We start from the raw sequence: 22,844 nt of genomic DNA on the forward strand, positions 1-22,844 counted from the left end.
AATACTAGATATCATTTTGGCTGCTGAGAGGAGTTTGATTCATGCTCACAAGTATAATTATATTGACTCATAATCAATTACAGTATACAAAAGAATGCATCCAAAGTATTAGAACTTATACAGTGGAACAAGAGTATGAGTTAATAGTTGTGGACAACGCGTCAACAGATGGTACTGTAGAATGGTTACAAAAACAATCGGATATTATGCTAGTGGAAAATGCGGAGAATATGGGTTTTCCAAAGGGATGCAATCAGGGAATTAAAGAGGCAAAAGGTGACAATATTCTATTATTGAATAATGATGTGGTCGTAACTGAAAATTGGCTAAGCAACTTAATTCGGTGTTTATATGAAAGTAAGGATACTGGAGCGGTAGGGCCCATAACTAATAATGCCGCTTACTATACTGCTATACCAACCTTTTATAAAGATATTGAAGGAATGCAGAAGTTTGCAACTTTATATAATCAAAGTGATAAAAATAAATGGGAAGAACGTATGAAATTAATCGGATTCTGTATGCTTATAAAAAAATCAGTGTTAGATGAAGTTGGATTATTAGATGAACGATTTACACCGGGGAATTATGAAGATGATGATTTGTCACTAAGAATGTTTGAAAAAGGATATAAACTGTATTTATGTAAAGATACATTTATTCATCACTACGGAAGTGTCTCATGGAAAGAAGATAGTATGAAATTTTCTGTAGTTTTACATGCAAATAATATAAAATTGTATGAAAAATGGGGATTTTATGGTGAAAGTTTATACATTCATTATGATTTACTAGCAATTGTAGATCGATTTGCGCCTGATCAAGTGAATATTCTTCATATAGGAGCTGGATGTGGTGCAACTTTATTAGAAATGAAAAGGCGTTACCCGGCAGTTCCCATATTTGGAGCAGAAATTAATGAAAAAGCAGCAGCTCTTGCAAATAGGGTAGCTCCTACAACTTCTGCTGAGTATGACAAGTTACATGAGGTATTTACAGATGAAAAATTCCAGTACATTTTGTTATCACATCCTATTGAGCCAGCGAAATTACCGCATGTCATACAATCTATGTCACAACTTTTAACGCCAACAGGAATTTTTATTATGTCGAAATTCAATTTAGATAATTATTATACATTAAAAAAATAATGCTTTTAAGATTTTTTCTTTGGAGATGAACTGTATTTGGCAATGCTTTAGGAACAACGGTTTCTTTTATAGAAACAAAACCGAAATCCGATCCCGGATTTCGGCTTTTCGACGTGTGATGAATTATGAAAAAAGAGCTATCCTATAAGTTGGTTTCACTTACTTACAGGATAGCTTCTTTATTTTGAAACAAACGGATGCTTTTCATAATAAAACCGCCATGGGTAGTGAACGGCTTCTTCTGCGTAATCAATATTAATACGAGGGCCAGCTATTATGTTATGTGTGGATAATAAATGTTCTTCTTCCGGAACTAATTCAATATGTAACGTATCACTTTGTAATGATACCCCGCGCTCTTCTAAAGTGATTCCGAGCGCGCGGCATAGTTTTCCGGGGCCATTTGTTAAGTTTTTATACTGAGCTTTCGTAATGTCGGTTTTGTTGTAGCGCGCTAGTTTCATGTCTTCGATTCCATCTACAGGTTCAAGAGCACGAATGAGAACTCCTTGCGGGGTGCCGATTGGTGCTGTAATTACGTTAAAGCAATGATACATGCCGTAAATTAAATATACGTAAGCATGTCCTGGTGCGCCGAACATTACTTCTGTTCGATCAGTCCGTCTGCCTCCGTAACTATGAGCGGCCTTATCATCTGGACCTTTGTATGCTTCTACTTCTACAATAATTCCGCTCCGCTTTATGCCGTCTACAATATGAACGAGTTTATGTCCGAGTAACTTCTTTGCGACCTCTAACGTATCGCCTTCATAAAAAGAAGGAGGTGCCTGCATTGTACTATCTCCTTTGCCAGTTGTATATGTATATAGTAAACCAAATTTTCAGTAGTAATTCTAACTCGTTCTATTTACTACATTTATTTCATAAATTATGGATAGAGTACAACAGCGAAGAGGGGGAGTGCGACATGATTTATCGCTTACTAGCTCTTAATATAGATGGGACACTACTATACAACAACGGAAAAATCGCAAAAGGGTTAAGGGAGACAATTGACTTTGTGAAAAGAAAAGATGTATACGTTACATTGTTTACGAATCGTAATTTTCAATCTGCTCATAAAATAGCGAAGGCGTTAAAATTAGATTCTATATTAGTTACACATGGTGGTGCCTTCGTTTCAGCATCGTTAGATAAGCCGTTCGCTCAAAGGAGATTATCTGAAGAGAAAACCTTTAATATTGTGCAAGTGTTAGAGCATTTTGATTGTAATGTTCGCATTTCTCATGAACGATATTCAATTGGTAATCGTGAGAGAAATACACCAAACTTAATTGCGCGTACTGTATTATCAAGCGCAGATCCATTATTTTATCCGGTTCAATTTGTAGATTCGCTAGGGGATGCACTGCGTGATCATCCAGTAGCTGCACCAAAAATTGATATTGTTTTCCATACGAAAGGTGAAAAAGAAAGAGGGATGAATACGTTAAGAAAGGCATTTCAAGATGTAGAGTACGTTGAGTGTGATGAAAGACGTATAGAAATTCTCCCTCAAAATGTATCAAAACTACGTGGTTTACAATTACTTGGGGAGCATTTAAATATTAACCTTAGTGAAATGGTTGCGATTGGAGATAGCGTAGAAGACTTAGAGGTAATTGAAAATGTTGGGCTTGGGGTAGCAATGGGGAACGCTCCTGTAGAATTAAAGCAAGCGGCGGACTGGATTACACGTTCTAATACTGAGAACGGCGTAGAGTACATGATTAAAGAGCATTTTCGTAAGCAATTCCCGCTTCCTTTTTTAAAGAATCATAAACATACACCGAAACGATGAAAGAAAAACGTAGCTTTTTGGCTACGTTTTTTTGTTGAACTTATTAAAATGAATGAAAACGTTTTAGATTGTGAATTGTGTATGGAATATATACAATTTACTTGAATACTCTAGGAAACTGTTGTAAAGTGGATGATGTTGCCAAAGTAGTTACACCATATGAAATATTCTCCAGGTTAATTTTGTTGAGCTCCAAACGCAAAAAACACTTCCGCATGTTAGTTTAGTTCACGTATTATCTCAAAAATGGATTGTAGTAATTTTATTAATGAGTTGTAGAGTTTCTTTGTTTTATTTAAATGGATTATTTTAAGTTAATGTGAGTAAGACTTGGTACATACGAAATGTACTTCTTTTTGTGGTTTTAGGAAGTTTAAAAGGGGGAATGAATTTCTTGAGGAAATCATTTAATCAAAAATTTAAAAAAGTAAGTAGTAGTTTTATAGTTGTATTACTAATATGTATGAATTTTTTAATCCATTTACCATTTAAAGCAGAGGCAGCTACAACAGAATTAAAAGGTTTAGGTGATGTATCTTATTACAACGCCATCATTTTTGGAGATCATAGTGCAACGAGTGCGGATATTGAGGGTGCGATGGCTGTTCAAAAAAATATGAACGCATCAAGTTATACAGTCCTAGCGGCTGCAACTGGAGCAAACAACTTAGCTGGAGCAACATGGAAAGATGAAGGATATCCATCATTATTACTAGGTGGTCAATTTACGAAAGCGGGAGCAGGACAAGTAATCATCCAAGATGGAACAGTGGCGATGACAAAAGATGGCGACCCAGAAGGTGCAATGAAATCATCTTATGACCGTATCTCTTATAAAGAGCAAGCAGAGATTGATGCCAAGTTCAAAGAATTTAGAAAAGACGTTGATGGTGTAATTGGAGATGCGAGTCAATTACATACTGATAAACCAAAACCTAATATGAGCTTTGGAATCGGTGAAGATGTAAACAACCCTAATATTTACGTTTCTTCAGGCTTAACAGGAAAGAAAATATTTGATGTAAAAGATGTTTATCTTCCGAATGTAAATAACAAAGACTTTATTGTTATTTATTCAGACGCAGAAGAAGTGAATTTTGGTAGCGGTGCAATTTTGTACGATACGAGAAATACTGGGATGGCAACAGACTTAATTAATACATCTCAAGCATATGACCCTAATTCAGCTTTTACTGAGTTAGCTAGTAAAGTCATTTGGGTGTTCCCTAATGCTACAAAGATAACAACTAAAGGTTATGGTGTAGTAGGTAGTGTGTTTGCGCCTAATGCTGTTGTAGAGACAAAAGGTGGTTCTATTAACGGACAAGCCTATGTTGGAGGATTACACCAAAGAGATGGATTTGAGGTTCATAACTTTAAATTTAATTGGCCAAAGTGGAATAAGCCAGTAGTTGAAAAAGGAAACTTACAAATTAAAAAAGTTGATGCAAATGATGAAAATATTGTTTTAAAAGACGCAAAGTTTGATGTTATAGACAAAGATAATAATGTTGTGGCTACTGTTACAACGAATGAAAAGGGTATTGCTGAAATCAAGGATTTACCACTTGGTGACTATTTTGTAAAAGAAATAAGTGCACCAGAAGGATATATAAAAGTTGATACACCAGTAAAAGTAACAATTGATAGTACAAACGTAATTGAAATTGTTATGAAGAATACGAAAAAAGTAGAGAATGGCCAATTTAAATTATTGAAAAAAGATAGTGAATCTGGTCAACTTCTACCAGGTGCAAAATTTGATGTTATAGATAAAGATGGAAATGTTGTTGAAACAATTATTACAGATGGTAAAGGTGCAGCTTTATCAAAACAACTTCCAGTTGGAACATATACATTAAAAGAAGTTGAAGCACCAAAAGGTTATGAACTATCATCTAGCTCAGTTCGTGTTGATGTAGCTGCTAATAAAACAGTGACTGTAGATGTGTTGAATAAAAAAATCGCTGAAAAAGCTACAGGCCAATTTGAAATCGTAAAAGTAGATGCGAATGATAAAACGAAGCTATTATCGGACGCAGAGTTTGAAGTGTATAAAGATGGTGAAAAGGTAGATACGTTACGAACAGATAAAACAGGTAAAGTAATATCTACGAAATTAGAACCAGGAAAGTATACATTAAAAGAAACGAAAGCACCACAAGGATATAAGTTGTTAAAAGAAGAAATTGAAGTCGTTGTGGAAGCAAACAAAGTAGTACAAGTACAAGTAGAAAATGCGAAAGAACTAGGAAGCTTACAAGTAATCAAAAAGGATGCAGAGAGTGGAAAAGTTCTAGAAGGCGCAGAATTCAGACTGAAAAACGAAAATGGTCAAGTAGTTGGAGAAGCGAAAACAACGAATAAAGATGGTGTTGTGACATTCGAAAACTTAGTGCCAGGTAAGTATACGCTAGAAGAAACGAAAGCGCCAGAAGGCTACAAAGCGGTAGAATTAAAAGTGGAAGTAAATGTTGTAGCAAATGAAGTAGTAAAACAGGAAGTAATGAACGAAAAAGTTCTGGGTCAATTTGAAATCGTAAAAGTAGATGCGAATGATAAAACGAAGCTATTATCAGATGCAGAATTTACTGTGTATAAAGATGGTAAAAAGGTAGCAGAGTTGAAAACTGATGAGAGTGGAAAAGCGATGTTACCGAAATTACCATTAGGTGAATACACAGTGAAAGAAACGAAAGCACCAGCAGGTTACAAGATTTCAAATAAAGAATGGAAAGTAACAATTCAAAATGAGAAAGAAGTAGTAAAAGTAGAGGCAGAAAATGAAAAACTCTTGGGCTCTCTACAAATTATTAAAACAGATGATAAAGATCAAGCGGAACGTTTAGCAGGCGCAGTATTTACATTGAAAGATGCTAAAGGAAATGTTGTAAAAGAAAAAATTACAACAGATAAGTCTGGAACGGTTAAAGTAGAAGGACTAGTACCGGGTGAGTATACGTTAGAAGAAACAAAAGCACCAGAAGGTTATGAGTTAACAAAACAAGTAATTCATGTAACAGTCGACGGTGAAAAAGTTGTTGATGTAAAAGTAACGAATAGTAAGAGCCTTGGTCAATTTGAAATCGTAAAAGTAGATGCAAACGATAAAACGAAGCTTTTATCAGACGCAGAATTTGAAGTGTATAAAGATGGTAAGAAAGTAGAGATGTTACGAACAGATAAAACAGGTAAAGTCATCTCTGGAAAATTAGAACCAGGAAAATACACGTTAAAAGAAACGAAAGCACCAAAAGGATATAAATTACTAAAAGAAGAAATTGAAGTCGTTGTGGAAGCAAACAAAGTAGTACAAGTACAAGTAGAAAATGCGAAAGAACTAGGAAGCTTACAAGTAATCAAAAAGGATGCAGAGAGTGGAAAAGTTCTAGAAGGCGCAGAATTTAGACTGAAAAACGAAAATGGTCAAGTAGTTGGAGAAGCGAAAACAACGAATAAAGATGGTGTTGTGACATTCGAAAACTTAGTGCCAGGTAAGTATACGTTAGAAGAAACGAAAGCGCCGGAAGGCTACAAAGCGGTAGAATTAAAAGTGGAAGTAAATGTTGTAGCAAATGAAGTAGTAAAACAAGAAGTATTGAATGAAAAAGTGAAAGAAAAAATCACAGGTCAAGTAGAAATTACAAAGATAGATGCTAATGATACAGAGAAAAAATTAGAAAGTGCAGTGTTTGAAATTCTGAAAGATGGAATAAAAATAGACACATTAACATCAGATAAAAATGGTAAAGCAACTTCGAAGAAACTGGAACCAGGAGATTACGTTTTAAAAGAAGTCCAGGCTCCAGAAGGATATAATTTATCTGATAAGGGAATTGAATTTACGATTTCTAATGAGAAAGTAGAAGTTATAAAGCTTCAAATTACCAATGAAAAAGAAACAGGAAAAGGTCCAGAGAAACCAGGTGGAGAGACAGAAAAACCAGGTGGAGAGACAGAAAAACCAGGTGGAGAGACAGAAAAACCAGGTGGAGAGACAGAAACACCTGGTGAAGGAACAGAAAAGCCAGGTGAAGGAACAGAAAAGCCAGGTGAAGGAATAGAAAAGCCAGGTGAAGGAATAGAAAAGCCAGGTGAAGGAACAGAAACACCTGGTGGAGGAATAGAAACACCAGGTGGAGAGACAGAAAAACCAGGTGGAGAGACAGAAACACCTGGTGAAGGAACAGAAACACCTGGTGGAGGAATAGAAACACCAGGTGGAGAGACAGAAAAACCAGGTGGAGAGACAGAAAAACCAGGTGAAGGAACAGAAAAGCCAGGTGAAGGAACAGAAAGCCCAGGCGAAGAAGTAGAAAAGCCTAACTTACCAGAAAAAGAACAAGGCGGTTCTAATAATCAAAAACTTCCAGCTACAGGGCATAATACGGATTACCTTCCATTTATAGGTGTAATTCTGGTGTTATTAGGAATACGTTTAAGATTTATGACTAAAAATAGTTAATAGATGTATAAAAGGCAAAAGAGATAATATTATCTCTTTTGCCTTTTAGGTTAATACAGAAGGATTAAAGTAAAAACATCTATATTTAGTTATAAATGTTTTTAAGCTTCAATCACGTTAAGCATTCTGTTTATAAATGCAGCTGCGTGAGCACGTTGTGATGGTCCTTTTGGTACGAATTGATTAAATTCATTACCTTTTACAATTCCATATCCATACACTCTTTGTACTTCTTCTTTAGCGTAAATTAAGTTTTGGTCTACGAATGGTAGTTCAACTGGTTTTGCGAAAATACCAGCGTGTTTTAGAGAACGATCAATCATAATAACAGCTTCTTCGCGTGTAATTGTAGTATTTGGATCAAAGGTATTATCACCACGTCCGCGGATTATGCCTGCGCTTGCTGCACGATTAATACCGTCTCTTAAAGATGGATGTACTTGTTCTAAGTCTGTGAAATTAGCATTTCCACTTGGTAATTGTAAAGCACGAGTAATTAATGTAGCAAATTCAGCACGCGTTACAAGACGTTCTGGGAAGTACTTACCGTTCCCTTCTCCTTGCATAATGCCTCTAGCTGCTAATTGACGAATGTCTGATTCATACCATCCACCTGTAATGTCATCAGTTACTGGATCTTTTCGGTTTTCCTTATAGTATGTTTCAGTTCCTTTTAAGAAAGCATCCCATTGTCCGCGTTGAATCATATACGCAGGGCAATTTTTTCCTGACCAAAATTGGTGTTTTTGGACCTTATCTAGAGAAATATTTAATTCGTTCATTAAATAAGCTGCTAATTTACGGGCATTCTCTACCGCTTTTTCATAGTTTCCATCTTGATTAACGGCAATTTCAATTCCGATAGATTCATAGTTTCCAGTTTTATTTCCAGCATGCCATCCAACTTCATTTACTGGAAGATGTTGATAAATTTCTTTATCATCTACTGTGAAATGCCAAGATGCGGCGCGATCAGCTGTTCCGCGTGCTTGACTATCTAAGAATTTTGCGTGATTTAGAGCATTGGCACCTTTCGCTGGATTAGCCGTTTCGTGAATCGTAATATATTTAGGGACCATCGCGTAGCCAGGGCGAATATCGTCATTTCCTTTTGGGACAATCATTTCTTTAAATGTAACGCCATAAATATTGTTTGTTTGTAGAGTAGCTGGAGCTCTCAATAAACTACTTTTAGCAGAACGACCGTTTTTTAATAATGAAGCTTTTGTACCTTCAAATGTAGCAGAAGGTGCATAAATCCATTTTGATGTTTCATTTATTTGGACTTTAAACCAATTTCCTGCTTGTTCAGTAGGAATAATTACTTGAGGCTGTAGTTTACCCTCTTCTTTAAACGTTTGGAATGGTAATGAATGTATGGAAGCTTCTTCTTTCACAATTAATTTTTGATTAGATAGTTTATGAATCTCTTGAACTTCTAAGCTATTATCATTGTTATTTATCCACCCAGCGCCAGCTGGAGTTGTTATGTAGTATGCATTCCCTTTTTTCTTTGTCGCCGTTACGACTTGTTCTGTAATCTCGATATTCGATTTGTTTTTTAAATCATTCGCGGTATATAATGAATGTTTTTTTGATGTGTATAGTAGGAATTGGCCAGTAACCTCGATATCTTCTTCATGAGTACTATGCTCTTTCACATGCTCTTTGATACTTTTAAAAACTTGATCCTCCGTATATACTTCGGCGGATTTTTCAGCACTCTCTGCAAATGAATAAGTAGGTGCAAGAACAGTTTGTAATGCAAGAGAGAGAGTTAAAACACTATAAAATTTCTTTTTCATATTTTTTTTAACACATTAGATTATGGAATCTAGTGTTAACATTCCTCCTTTATATATTGTATTTTCACTATGTATAGATTTTCGTACTAATAAATTTTAACAAGAGAAAATCATGATGTCTATATACATGAGCGATATTCATAAAAAGAATTATTTGAAAAAATGTAAGAGAAACAGGTAAAACCTTCTGTATTGACCTTCAAACGCCCTTCAAGTAAACTAAAGAGAGTTTGCAAATGAAAAGGTGATAATGTTGTTAATTTCAATTAAAACGTTACAAGATGATCGTTTTTTACGTCCGCTACAAAATATTGGCGGTTTATTTTTTGAAGAGAGCACGATAGGGTTTGAGAAAGAAGAAGCAAATCTTATCGTTGATATACAGATAGAAGGTAATGTGACAGCATCGGCTCGTTTAACAGATGTTGCAACCGGAAATGTATATGAAGAAACATTCGCAAAAGATTTATCTGCTTTCACAGAAGAAAAAGAACGTATGAAGCAAGTGAAACATGTTGTTTCTTACGTATATCTTTCTGTACTTCAACAGCTAACTGGACTTGAACAGAGCTGGGGAATATTAACTGGGGTACGCCCAACGAAACTTCTTCACAAACTGCTTCAAAATGGTATGTCAAAAGAAGAAGCGCATAAAGAACTTCGTGAAAGTTATTTAATTCATGAAGAGAAAATTGAACTTCTTCAGCGTATTGTTGATTGCCAATTAGCGGTTGTTCCGGATTTATACCGTTTGAAAGAAGAAGTAAGTATTTACATCGGTATTCCGTTTTGTCCTACAAAATGTGCGTACTGTACGTTCCCGGCTTATGCAATTAACGGACGCCAAGGATCAGTTGATTCGTTCTTAGGCGGGTTACATTATGAAGTTCGTGAAATTGGTAAGTTTTTAAAAGAAAAAGGTGTTACAGTTACGACGATTTATTACGGCGGCGGTACACCGACGAGTATTACAGCAGAAGAAATGGATATGTTGTATGAAGAAATGTACCAAGCTTTCCCTGATGTGAAAGATGTACGTGAAGTAACAGTTGAGGCAGGTCGCCCAGATACGATCACACCAGCAAAGCTAGAAGTGTTAAATAAATGGAATATTGACCGTATTAGTATTAATCCGCAGTCATACCACCAAGAAACACTAAAAGCAATTGGACGTCATCACACTGTAGAAGAAACGATTGAGAAGTATCATTTAGCACGTGAAATGGGAATGAACAATATTAATATGGATTTAATTATTGGTCTTCCTGGTGAAGGATTAGACATCTTTAAGCATACGTTAGGTGAAACAGAAAAGTTAATGCCAGAATCGTTAACAGTTCATACGTTATCATTTAAACGTGCTTCTGAAATGACGCAAAACAAACGTAAATATAAAGTAGCAGGTCGCGAAGAAATTACTGCGATGATGCATGAGGCGGAAGAGTGGACGAAGAACCATAATTACGTACCATACTATTTATATCGTCAAAAAAATATTTTAGGTAACTTAGAAAACGTTGGGTATGCAATACCGACGCAGGAAAGTATCTACAATATTGTTATTATGGAAGAAGTACAATCGATTATCGGACTTGGTTGCGGGGCATCAAGTAAATTTGTTCACCCACAAACAGGAGCAATTACACACTTTGCGAATCCGAAAGATCCAAAATCATATAACGATGGCTTCGTGAAATATACAGAAGATAAACTGAAAATTTTAGAAGAGCTATTCGTGTAAGAAGAAGGGGGTTGTTCCGATTTGGAACAGCCTCTTTTTATATTGTCAGTTTTTGTCGGTAAGTCGATATATTCGAAAAATAGCTGATATAAATTGAGTTGTGTTCGATATATTCAAAAAATCGCCGATATAATTTCATTCACCATCAAACGGTCCATATGTAAAACTATGTCGATAATAATCAGAAAAATTAGTCAGATTATTAGAGGACAATGTCTACTTATAGACGAAATGATAGATTTATGAAAGAGAAAAGGGGGAAATTGTTGGCATGTACATGACGATAGGGAGAATTTTTGATTTGACAGTTGGCAAGTATCCGAATAAAGAGGCGTTAGTAGAACCAGAAAAAAATATTCGTTGGACATATAAACAGTGGGATGAGCAAATAAATAAAACGGCGCAAGCTCTATTGAAAGAAGGAGTAAGAAAGGGAGATTGTGTATCTGTTTACCTATATAACTGTCGTGAATTTGTAAACGTTTACTTAGCCTGTGCGAAAATTGGCGCGATCTTCAATCCAATTAATTTCCGCTTAAAAGCAAAAGAATTATCGTATATCCTCCAAGATGCAGCCTCGAAAGTAGTTGTCTTTGAAAAAGCAGTCGAATCAACAGTTACTATGATTGAACGAGATTTTCCAAATTCGTCTTTTTGGTACGTGGAAGACGATGCACCTTCCTATGCTAGTTCTTACCATGAAAAAGTAAATGAAGCATCAGCTGAGAAAGTAGATATTGTAGTCGATGAAATGGATTTTTGTTCTATGCTTTATACGAGCGGAACGACTGGTCATCCGAAAGGCGTACTACATCGCCATCGTGATATGGCTGAGCATAGTATGATTTGTACGTATTTCATAAAATATAACAGGGATAGCGCCGGGCTTGTGGTAGCACCTTTATATCATTGCGGCGAGTTAAATGCTGGAATCATACCGCGCATTCAAGTTGGCGGAAAGAATGTTATTTTACATCATTTTGATACGGATAGAGTATTACATACCATTCAAGAAGAGAAGATTACGACGTTTTTTGCAGCACCGACGATGTGGAATATGTTACTGCAAAAAGATCTAACTAAGTATGATTTAACTTCAATGAAAATCGGTGTATATGGCGGGGCTGCGATGGCTCCGGCGTTAGTGAAGGAATGTAAAGAGCGTCTTTATATTGATCTTGTCCAAATTTACGGAATGACAGAAATGGGACCAGTTGTTGCGTTTCTCGTAGAAGAGGATCAAATTACGAAAGCTGGTTCAGCAGGAACACCGTGCTTTAGCCATGAAATTCGAATTGTGAAACCGAACGAAGATGGACCAGCAGAGCCAGATGATACGTTGCCTCCTTATGAAGTAGGGGAAATTATTTTGCGCGGTCCAACTATGATGGCTGGTTATCATAATCGAGAAGAAGCAAATGCAAAATCGATGTATAAAGGGTGGTATCACTCTGGTGATTTAGGATACTTCGATAAAGACGGCTATTTATTCGTTGCAGACCGCGTTGATGATATGGTAATTAGCGGTGGCGTAAATATTTATCCTCGCGAAATTGAAGATTTTCTTCATAGTCATCCTGGTGTATTAGATGTTGCAGTACTTGGTGAGCCAGACGAACTATGGGGAGAGCGTGTCGTTGCGGTCGTTGTAAAGAAAGATAAAAATATTTCAGAAGCTGATTTAGAAATGTATTGCAAAGAAAGTGATGAATTAGCCGACTATAAACGTCCGCGTCATTACTTATTTGCAGATGAACTTCCTCGTAATGCGAGTGGGAAGTTGCAAAAATTTGTGCTGAGAGAGTCGTTAAAAGGTATGAAAAAATAATGAAAAAATGCCTTTCCAAATTCGGAAAGGCATTTTTATTACTTGCGTGAGAAACCTTCTTCATCAAGGTATTCCGCAGCTTCTGGATAAGAGTTGAATGTACCGTCTAAGTTTACGCCAGCGTAAACATTCCACATGTCATCCTCTTGAATAAGAGTTAGGATATGACCGTCTTCGTTCTTCCATTCTTCTTCTGCAGCAGGTTCCATTGGTGCTACAATTTCCTCTGGCTCCTGTGATAGACGTTCAATTACTTTTTCAATTAATGAACGCAGTTCTTCTTCTGAAAACTCACGGATGTTAATCATACCTTTAGCATCTGTTTTATAACCTTTAATGAAGTATGCATATACAAATCCGTTTCCATTTGGGTGTAAATGATATACAACGTTCTTTTTATCTAAACGACTTTCTTCAAAGTGAAAGTTTACGCGTTTTAATGATACGTTCTTTCTTTCTAATTCCGGGAAAGATTCAATAATCGATAATTTTTCTTCAAAAGTTAGCATAGTGCCTCCAAGTATATAGTAAAAGATTTAATTTGTTCATTATAGCATAGTTGTAATTGTTTCCAAAGGTAAGGGGGAAACTTTTATTTGGATGCGTTTACTTCACGATACTGTAAAGAGTTTCTTATAAACAGGCTAACGGATGAGTATTTTTAGGTGTACAATGGAACGTGGACTTTATCCCGCATTAACGGGCAGTAAGACCTCCACCTCAAATTTCGGCGAATGCGAGGAAGTTAGGTGGGAGATCAACTGCCCGTAAACGCCCGATTGGTGCGGGCTAATAATCAGTGGGGATGAAAAAACTCCCCACTGATTAAAGTTTCACTTTATATGAAGGTGGTTATTTATATGTTTCAAAAAATAGCAAAGGAATGTTTAGCAGGATTTACTGTTGCGATTGTTGCGTTGCCGCTAGCAATTGCATTTGGTATTGCCGCGACAGGGACGTCTGAGGGAGCACTTGTTGGATTGTATGGTGCGATTTTTGCAGGTTTATTCGCAGCGTTATTTGGCGGGACACCTGGGCAAGTAACGGGGCCAACTGGACCAATTACTGTTATCGCAACAGGAGTTATTGCGACGCACGGCTTAGAGGCAAGTTTTATTGCCTTTATGATGGCAGGGTTATTTCAAATTTTATTCGGTGTATGTAAGCTCGGTTCTTACGTTCGATATATTCCGTATCCTGTCGTTTCAGGATTTATGAATGGTATTGCATTAATCATTATTTTAGGTGAAATAAAGCACGTACAAAATAGTTTTCTACTTGTTGTGTTAACGATTATTGTAATGATTGTTTCTGGCAAATGGATTAAGGCGATTCCGTCTAGTTTAGTAGCACTAGTCGGTGTGACAGCTTTGCTTCCTTTATTTTCTTCTCTACTCGAAGGACTTACAGTAAAGTTACCGATTATCGGAAATCTTTCATTAAATAAAGTAATTGAAAAGATTGGAACCATTCCAGAAGCGATGCCTACGCTTCATATTCCATCTTTAAGTGGAACAGGAATAGCAACACTTATTTTACCAGCGCTTAGTATTGCTTTATTAGGATCGATTGACTCGTTGTTAACATCGGTCGTAATGGATAATGTGACAGGTACACGTCATAAAAGTAATAAAGAGCTCATTGGACAAGGTATCGGTAATATGATGAGCGGATTGTTTGGCGGATTAGCAGGTGCAGGTGCGACTGTAAGGTCTATCGTGAATATAAGAAGTGGTGGTAAAACAGCACTTTCGGCATGTATGCATAGTGTTATATTATTTATTTTTATTATGGGTCTTGGTTCGGTCGTACAATACATTCCGCTTGCTGTATTATCAGGTATTTTAATTTTAACTGGTATTGGAATGTTCGATTGGGAAAGCATGAAAAAGATGCATGTCGCTCCTAAAGGTGATGTCGTTGTTATGCTCGTAACGATGATTGTAACGGTGAAGTTCGATTTAATGATTGCTGTTGCATTCGGTATTATTCTTTCGTTCATCATATATATGGTGAAGTGTAAAGAACGTAAAACTTCTATCGTAAAAGAAAGAGAAGAAACGTACACGATTCAAGGGCCGCTCTCTTTCCTATCAGTAGATCGTATTTTCTCTACTTTACAAGATGTGAAGTCACCGGTTGTTTTACGTATGAAAGATGTGCGTTATATGGATGTATCAGGAGCTATGGCATTATTAAATTTTGTTGAGCAATCAAATAAAGTAGGAGCAAGTGTAAAGCTTGAGCAAGTACATCCGAGTATTGAAAAAACAATCGTAGTAATGGCGAACGATGAACAGAAAGAGCAATTGAAAATCTTAAGTGTTTAGATGGTAATTAGAATATCTCACAATCTTACATACATTATAATGTAGAGTTGTGGGATATTCTTATAATGTTTTTAGTAATATGTATCGCATTGATAGAGAAGAAGAGCTTTTTTGAGTAACAGAAACAGTGATAATATGTACATATATAATGGAAAGAATTAGAAAATTAATTGTGAAGAAATAGGCGTGAACTGGTTCTCTTTTCTATTTTGAAAAAAAAACCAAGTATTCAACCTATAATAAATTTGTTATGATAATCAATGGGATAAAGTGAATCCCTATCGTTTAAAACAATATGTTTGAGAGTATATGTATAAAAGAAAAGAGAAAAAATATGAATAAAACATTTGTAAAAGGAGCAGCAATTTTAACCATTACAACTTTTTTGTCGAAATTGCTTGGTAGTTTTTTTCAAATTCCATTACAAAATATTGCAGGAGATGAAGTGCTCGGTATTTTTCGCCTTGTTTTTCCTGTATATATGATTGCTCTTACATTATCGGTAGCCGGAGTTCCGCTTGCAATTTCGAAATTAATTGCAGAGTTGAACGAAAAAAATAAGCAAAAGGAAATTGCGAAATTATTTAAATCAGCGTCAATTATAGGGATAGCATTTGGCGTTTTCGGCTGTTTAGTCATTGTATTATTTTCTATTGAAATTGCAAATATGCTTGGTGGACAAGAAACTAGAATGCCGTTGCTTATTACTTCATTAGCATTACTCATTGCGCCATACATGGCGGTTTATAGAGGGTATTTTCAAGGTTTCGGTGATATGAAACCAACAGGGGTATCACAAGTCATTGAGCAATTTGTACGTGTGTTTTTTATGCTAATAATTGCTTACATACTAGTATCATGGGATAAGAGTAATACTATTATTACTAGTGGTGCGATGGTTGGCTCTTTTCTTGGAGTCATTAGTTCGCTTATATATTTGCGTATAAAATATAATAGAAGTCCATACTACAATAAAAGCAATTCCTATTCGCTCCGAGATTTAAGAGAAAACGGCAAAAAGATATTGCGGGTATCGATCCCAATCGCTATCGGAGCTTTATCAATGCCACTTTTAAATTTAGTAGACTCGCTTACAATACCACATGTATTACAAGGATCATCAACAGAAATTCAAGAACAATTTGGAATATACAGTCGCGGTTTTGCATTCACGCAAATAATTGTTATTTTTGCAAGTGCAATTGTATTTCCGTTAATACCACTCTTAACTTCCGCATTGGCCAAAAGAGATATAAATTTGGCGAAAATAACAATTCAAAATACAAATCGACTAGCGCATGTTTTGACAGCACCGTTAACAATATGGTTGATGGCATTAACAGTACCGTTAAATATCGGATTGTTCACAGACGTAAAAGGCAGTAGTATGTTAACAGTTATGATTGGCAGTTCGTATTTTACTGCGGTTATGGTATTAACAATAGGTGTTTTACAGGGGATTAATCGTTCTGCACAAGCTGCATGGATTGTTATTGGCGCGAGTTTTGTGAAAGTCGTGTTAAACATGATGTTAGTGCAGGAGTTTGGCATAGATGGAGCGGCGTATAGTACATTAATTACTTACGTATTGATTTGTATTATAAATTATTTGCATATTCGAAGCTACATTGCCTATTCTATTCATTTAAAAAGCTTTTTTGGTGTGCTAGGAATAGCATGTATTTTGGGACTAGGATTGTATGAACTGTGTAATGTGATAGATGTTACATCTTCAAGAATTATGACGTTATTATTCAGTGGTATAGCATTAAGTATTACAACCATTTTGTATGGTGTATGTGCTTTGAAATTAAAATGGATATCAATAAAAAAAATACCATTTTTGAAAAGATAAATATAGAAATTTAATTTTTTATTAAAATTCATATGAGCTGATAAAGAGGAAACTATGTAGGGTATCAAGTGTTTAGGTAAGGAATGGGTACCAGTTTATGTTAAATGAGATAAACGGTTACCTAGTTTTGGAGGAGATTTAGGGTGCGTTTAGTCTTATCAGGATATTATGGTTTTTATAATGTTGGAGACGAGGCGATTCTACAATCAATTATTGAATCGTTAAGTAAAGAGAACCCGGATATAGAACTATTAGTACTATCAAATGATTCTAAATATACAAAGGAAATGTATGGTGTAGAATCGGTAGATCGCTGGAATATAAAAGCTGTTTATCATGCGATTAAAAACAGTGATGGAGTTATTAGCGGTGGCGGGAGCCTTCTTCAAGATCAGACAAGTACGAAGAGTATTCTATATTATACGGGTATTATGGGACTCGCTCGATTATTAAAAAAGCCGTATTATATTTATTCACAAGGAATAGGGCCAATTACAAAAGGATATAATCGTCTATTAGTAAAATGGAACTTGTCAAAAGCTTCCTATGTATCAGTTCGAGATGAGGATTCGTTTTTATATTTAAAAGGACTTGGTATAAAAAACGATATTGAAATTGTTCCAGACCCTGTTTTAACATGGAAACGAACAAAACAATCGGATTGGTTGCAAAAGCATTCGATACATGGAAAAGTAATCGCGGTTAGTGTACGTTATTGGCATGCAAAAGAAGATTATATAAAAAAATTAGCTATGGCATTAAAAAAATTAAAGCAAGAAGGATACCAAATTTTATTTGTTCCAATGCATGAGCCATTTGATCAAAAAGCTTCGCGTGAAGTAATAGAATTAATGGGAGAAGAGACGTATATGCTTCCATATAAAATGGATATCGACGAGAAAATATTCATTTTATCACAATGTTCATTACTAATTGGTATGCGTCTTCATGCACTTGTTTTTTCTGCAGTAGCCAAAACTCCAATGGTCGGGATTTCGTACGATCCGAAAATTGATTCGTTTTTAAGTCAAGTGAATCAGCCAGTTATAGGAAGTGTGGATGGCGAATGGAGTGCTGAGTATTTATATGAACTTGCAAAAAAGCAATTAATGCAACAAGGAACTGTGCAGCAAGAGTTACAATTAACAATAGATGAACTTCGGTTGCAAGGCAAACAGGCAACAAAGAAACTCATTGATCATATGGAAAAAGACACTTTATTAAAAAAGTAAAGTGTCTTTTATTTTGTTTTTTAATTTAATGAAAATTCTAATTATAAAAACGTTTTATGTTAATTTCTATTTATTATGCTAAAATGATTGCGATTATTATATAATCAAATTTGTGATAATAAATTCGTAGATTACGAGGAGGATAACCTTGAAGACTTTTTCAAAAGGTATAACAGCAGTGGCATTAACGGGATCATTACTTTTAACTCCTATTTCAAGTTATGCGGCAAATGATGATATTACAGGACATATGTTTGAGACGCATATGCGTTCACTTATTACTAAAGGAGTTTTAATGGGGTATGGTGAGAATGTATATGCGCCTGATAAACTAGTAACAAGAGCAGAGTTTGCTACATTCATAGCAAGGGCTTTAAATTTACCGAAAGCTGATTCGAATTTCGAGGATGTGCCGAAGACTTACGGTTTATATGATGGTGTAAGTAGAGCATATGGAGCGAAAATTATTAATGGTCGTACTAACGAGACATTCTCACCAAATGATGTGATTACACGTGAAGAAATGTCGATAATGGTAAAGCGAGCGTTAGACTATAAAAATATTAAAATAGCTGTAAGTCCGCTTACCTTTACTGATAAAGATAGTATTAACTATAAAGAGCATGTACAAGTTATGGTGGCTACTCAAATTATTAAAGGGTATCCAGAAGATAATACATTTAGACCACATTTATCAGCTACAAGAGGTATGGCTTCAGCTATGTTGGATCGCATGCTTCAGACAATTGAAAAAAACGGAAATAGCAATCCTGTAGAAACTAAGAAATATGTCGTGATAAATGTAAGAGAAAACGGAACAGAGCAAGAAGTAGAGCGCTATAATACGTATAAAGAAGCGGTTACGGCTGCTCAAAATAAAGGTATGAATGCGGTGAAATACGAGAACGAATTTTTATGGATTAAAGATGGTTTTGCAAGTGCGAAGAGAATAACTGGGCAAAATATTATTAATATTTATGACGAGAAATTGTCAGCAGTATATACATATATTCAGTATGGAACAGAATTGAAAGTGTTAGAAATTGGCGAAGATCGTGTGAAAGTTCAAGTTTCTGGTTTGACAGGTTATGTGAAGAAGAATGAAATCACTTTAATTCCTACAAATGAAATGAAACAGTCTTCTTATTATGTGAAATCAGATGGATATTTATACCATAAATATTATACATATAATACAAGCTCACCTGGATATACAGAATTTAGATATGGTGTGGCACCTTCTTTCATGAAGCAAGGACAGCAAATGTATAGTGTAGATGGAAAGACATTTGGAGACGAAACTTTCTATCAATATTTCAATTATTTATCATTACGTTCGAAAACAGGTTATACAGCTGAACAACTAGATAGTTATGTGAAATCGATTAAGCCAGACTCTCCATTAATTGGTTTAGGAAAGAAATTTAAAGAAGTAGAAAGCAAGTATAATGTAAATGCATTATTCTTATATTCATTAGCAATTCATGAAAGTTATTATGGAACAAGCGCTCTTGCAAAAGACAAAAATAATTTATTTGGTTTAAAAGCAACAGACGATAGTCCATATGGTAACGGGGAAGCATTTAATTCAAAAGAAGATTGTATTGAACATGCAGCAAAAGTATACATGAATGAAGGATATTTAAATCCAGGACATTGGCGTTATACAGCAACATATACAGGTGATAAAGCTGCTGGTTTAAATGCGAAATATGCATCTGATGCGAATTGGGGTAAAAAAGTAGCGGGGCATATGAATCGTTTTGATTCTTATTTAGGTAAAAAAGAATACAACAAGTATAAACTTGCTCGTGTGAAGAATGATGTGGAAGTGAAAAAGGATCCTCATAGATCAAATGAACGACTTTATCGCTTAACTACAAATAAAGTTGTAACAGTTACAGGCGAAGAAACGATAAATGGACAAGTGTGGGTTAAAATTATTTCTGATAATCCTGCTGTAAATGAAGCATATATCGCAAAAGAAAACTTAGAATACGTAAAACACTAATTAAATATAAAAGAGAAAAACTGATTATTTAGATGCATTTTAAAAAAAGGTGCTCAAAAAGCCAGAATAACTGACTTTTTTGAGCACCTTCTTTTTTTATTATTCAATTTCAAAATCAACAATTAAGTAAGCGAGTATAACGACGAAGAAAATACTAACGGACGGCGCTGTTAATACGTGGCCGGACATAAAGCCGATTCCGAGTGATAGTACAACGGTGCTAGCTAATAGCATATATTTCACAGTTAATATTTTCTTGAAGTTTGTCATGATACGAATGAATAATTTAATACCGAAGTATAGAAATGGTATTAAGTAAATAAGGAAACCGACGATTCCGAATGCAAAGAATAGGTCGTGGAAATCCATTTCGATTAACTTAATTTTATCAGTATAGTTACCAGCATAGCCCATTCCGAATAGTTTTTGTGATAGTGGTGCGTCTTTATAGTATTGTTTGTATACTTTTAAAAATTTATCGCGATCACTGTAAATTAAACTTTTCATTTCAGAGTCTGTTAGTTCACCCTGCTCATGTTTTTCTTCTTTAATTACTTTTCCTTCTTTTCTATCCTTTTCTTCTTGTACTGATTTTTTGTATTCGTATATTTGCATGTGGATGCCCATATTTTTTGCGATAGGAGTATGCGGTGTAAGTGCAATTAAACCTCCTAGTACAATAGCGGCAACAACTGTATTTACGAGATATGTGAACCCTTTTCCTTCTTTTTTGCGATGAATCATATATTCAATGAATGAGAATAAAAGTGCCACGCCAAGCGTTAGAACAATTGCACCATATCCTACTTTTGTTCCGATCATAATACTTGCATACATCGCAAGTATTGTTGGAAGCCAGTAATAGATTTTCGAGAAAGAAGTTGTTTTATGAATCGAATAGAGCACTACGATTGGGAACATAGTTGCAAAAATAGAACTTAAATCATTTCCAGCAAAGAACCAACCTCTTGAGCCGATCTTTGAGTGAGGGTAGCTTGGGAAATCTGTACCAGTTTGCATTGCAACAATCAGTGTGATGCTCAAAATTAAAGTTGCATATAAGAAATATGTAATGATTTTATGAAATGCATATTCTTTATTTTTTAATTCTTTAAAGACGATAATATATCCAAACAGTAGCACAATTGGATATATGCTCTTTAAAATAAATTTCACCTCTTCGCCAAATGAAACTGGAGATTTAATCATCATATTATTTGCAAGACCAATTGCGAGTACGATACCGAGTAGGCATAAATAGAGAATGTACTTTTTCGCTCCATGTTGATTTCTATGAAGAAGTAGATAACCTAATGCAAGAAGCATAAAGGCGAAACGGACTACGATTCCAACTGTTGCGCTCATGTGTAATACATAGATTGAAAAAGACGTTAATAAATCTAAAATTGGTTGAAACACAATGAATAGCAATAGGAAATGCGGGAAGTAGTTATCCGTTTGTTTCAACTTATTAACCATATATTCCTCCATTTCTTCATTCCTTTAGTTCAATACCCAAGAGATGGGGATAAAAGCCTTATTTACATAATAAGGCGAATGAATTTCAATATTTATTTTTTTGCATCAAATTTAAGAATACACCATTTCATTGTAATGGTAAATAGATGAAAAGCATTGATAAACCGACTTTAATTTCTATATTTTTTAACGAAATTGTATGTTTTATGCGGAGATATATACAAATTGCGAGAATATTAGACAGAAAATTGAGAAAAAAGAAGGATTTTTAACATGCTTTCTATAATTATATAAGTATAATCTTTATGTGGAAAAGAGGGGTATTTATAATGGAAGTAACAAGTAAAACAGAATCTGTTGTTGTGAAATATGAAGGGCGCGTAGCAACGGTTATGGTCAATCGTCCAGAGGTTTTAAATGCATTAGATGAATCAACGTTAAAAGAGTTATTACAAAAGTTGAAAGAAGTGGCGGAAAGTTCTGTTCACGTTGTTGTGTTATGCGGAAGTGGCCGTGGTTTTTCTGCGGGTGGAGATATTAAATCGATGCTTTCAAGTAATGATGAAAGTAAGTTTGAAGGTATCATGAATACAATTTCTGAAATCGTTGTGACGTTATATACGATGCCGAAGCTTGTTATTAGTGCAATTCATGGGCCAACTGCTGGACTTGGATTAAGTATTGCATTAACAGCTGATTATGTCATGGCAGATATATCATCAGTTATTGCGATGAACTTTATTGGAATCGCTTTAATTCCAGATGGTGGTGGTCATTTCTTCCTTCAAAAGCGTGTGGGTGAAAATATGACGAAGAAAATCATTTGGGAAGGGAAGAAGTTATCGGCAACAGAAGCATTAGACATCGGTTTAATTGATGAAGTAATCGGTGAGGATTTCCAAACGGCTGTGAAGCAAAAAATTAATGAGTGGTTACAAAAACCAATCAAGGCAATGATTCAAACGAAACAAATTTTATGTGAAGTAAATCGTTCTAATTTAGAACAAACGCTTCAGCTCGAAAAGCGTGGTCAATATGCGATGAGACAAACAGCGGACCATAAAGAAGGTATTGCTGCTTTTCTAGAAAAACGTTTACCAGCATTTAAAGGGGAATAAAGTGAAACTTTAATCCGTGGGGGGGTGT

14 protein-coding genes are annotated in these 22,844 nt (G+C 35.3%); 10 read left to right on the top strand and 4 right to left on the bottom strand.

Annotated features, from left to right (window positions below):
* The first annotated feature begins 41 nt into the window (after positions 1-41).
* A complete protein-coding gene (locus MKY90_RS04520; protein WP_098168437.1) occupies positions 42-1,151 on the top strand; it encodes a glycosyltransferase in 1,110 nt (369 codons plus the stop codon).
* A gap of 179 nt (positions 1,152-1,330) precedes the next feature.
* Here the strand turns inward: MKY90_RS04520 and MKY90_RS04525 are convergent, their stop codons facing one another.
* On the bottom strand, positions 1,331-1,945 hold the full coding sequence (locus tag MKY90_RS04525) for a DNA-3-methyladenine glycosylase (RefSeq protein ID WP_063218436.1): 615 nt from the start codon (positions 1,943-1,945) through the stop codon (positions 1,331-1,333).
* A gap of 134 nt (positions 1,946-2,079) precedes the next feature.
* On the opposite strand from MKY90_RS04525, the gene MKY90_RS04530 reads away from it, so the two are divergent.
* Entirely contained in the window at positions 2,080-2,952 is an 873-nt protein-coding gene (locus tag MKY90_RS04530) for a Cof-type HAD-IIB family hydrolase (RefSeq protein WP_063218437.1), read from the top strand.
* A 394-nt stretch (positions 2,953-3,346) separates the two neighbouring features.
* Entirely contained in the window at positions 3,347-7,417 is a 4,071-nt protein-coding gene (locus MKY90_RS04535; protein ID WP_341090497.1) for a SpaA isopeptide-forming pilin-related protein, read from the top strand.
* A 101-nt stretch (positions 7,418-7,518) separates the two neighbouring features.
* Here MKY90_RS04535 and MKY90_RS04540 read toward each other — a convergent pair whose 3' ends face one another.
* Positions 7,519-9,222, bottom strand: coding sequence for an S-layer homology domain-containing protein (locus MKY90_RS04540; protein ID WP_098169096.1), 1,704 nt, complete (start codon positions 9,220-9,222; stop codon positions 7,519-7,521).
* A 250-nt stretch (positions 9,223-9,472) separates the two neighbouring features.
* On the opposite strand from MKY90_RS04540, the gene MKY90_RS04545 reads away from it, so the two are divergent.
* Positions 9,473-10,963 (top strand): coproporphyrinogen III oxidase, encoded by a 1,491-nt coding sequence (locus MKY90_RS04545; protein ID WP_341090500.1) that lies wholly within the window; start codon positions 9,473-9,475, stop codon positions 10,961-10,963.
* A gap of 271 nt (positions 10,964-11,234) precedes the next feature.
* Positions 11,235-12,791, top strand: a complete 1,557-nt coding sequence (locus MKY90_RS04550; RefSeq protein WP_078184536.1) for a fatty acid--CoA ligase — start codon at positions 11,235-11,237, stop codon at positions 12,789-12,791.
* A gap of 38 nt (positions 12,792-12,829) precedes the next feature.
* On the opposite strand, the gene MKY90_RS04555 is transcribed toward MKY90_RS04550, so the two are convergent.
* Positions 12,830-13,300: a hypothetical protein gene (locus MKY90_RS04555; protein WP_085309419.1), complete on the bottom strand. Its 471-nt coding sequence runs from the start codon at positions 13,298-13,300 to the stop codon at positions 12,830-12,832.
* A gap of 351 nt (positions 13,301-13,651) precedes the next feature.
* Between MKY90_RS04555 and MKY90_RS04560 the strand changes: the two genes are divergently transcribed.
* The 4 genes from MKY90_RS04560 (at position 13,652) to MKY90_RS04575 (ending at position 20,219) form a co-directional block, all read left to right on the top strand.
* Positions 13,652-15,121, top strand: a complete 1,470-nt coding sequence (locus tag MKY90_RS04560) for a SulP family inorganic anion transporter (RefSeq protein WP_012260397.1) — start codon at positions 13,652-13,654, stop codon at positions 15,119-15,121.
* A 334-nt stretch (positions 15,122-15,455) separates the two neighbouring features.
* On the top strand, positions 15,456-16,976 hold the full coding sequence (locus MKY90_RS04565) for a putative polysaccharide biosynthesis protein (RefSeq protein WP_341090502.1): 1,521 nt from the start codon (positions 15,456-15,458) through the stop codon (positions 16,974-16,976).
* Between the two features lie 143 nt (positions 16,977-17,119).
* The gene (gene csaB / locus MKY90_RS04570; protein WP_078184539.1) at positions 17,120-18,208 is read left to right on the top strand and encodes a polysaccharide pyruvyl transferase CsaB; all 1,089 of its coding nucleotides are present in this window, start codon (positions 17,120-17,122) and stop codon (positions 18,206-18,208) included.
* Positions 18,209-18,356: 148 nt separating this feature from the next.
* Positions 18,357-20,219, top strand: a complete 1,863-nt coding sequence (locus MKY90_RS04575) for an S-layer homology domain-containing protein (protein WP_215599007.1) — start codon at positions 18,357-18,359, stop codon at positions 20,217-20,219.
* A gap of 99 nt (positions 20,220-20,318) precedes the next feature.
* On the opposite strand, the gene MKY90_RS04580 is transcribed toward MKY90_RS04575, so the two are convergent.
* Positions 20,319-21,698, bottom strand: coding sequence for an O-antigen ligase family protein (locus MKY90_RS04580; RefSeq protein ID WP_215599006.1), 1,380 nt, complete (start codon positions 21,696-21,698; stop codon positions 20,319-20,321).
* A gap of 329 nt (positions 21,699-22,027) precedes the next feature.
* Between MKY90_RS04580 and MKY90_RS04585 the strand changes: the two genes are divergently transcribed.
* On the top strand, positions 22,028-22,816 hold the full coding sequence (locus tag MKY90_RS04585) for an enoyl-CoA hydratase (protein ID WP_215599005.1): 789 nt from the start codon (positions 22,028-22,030) through the stop codon (positions 22,814-22,816).
* The last annotated feature ends 28 nt before the right edge of the window (positions 22,817-22,844 follow it).

Origin of the sequence: Bacillus sp. FSL P2-0099 (genome assembly GCF_038007445.1) — a bacterium.
GTDB classification, from domain to species: domain Bacteria; phylum Bacillota; class Bacilli; order Bacillales; family Bacillaceae_G; genus Bacillus_A; species Bacillus_A mycoides.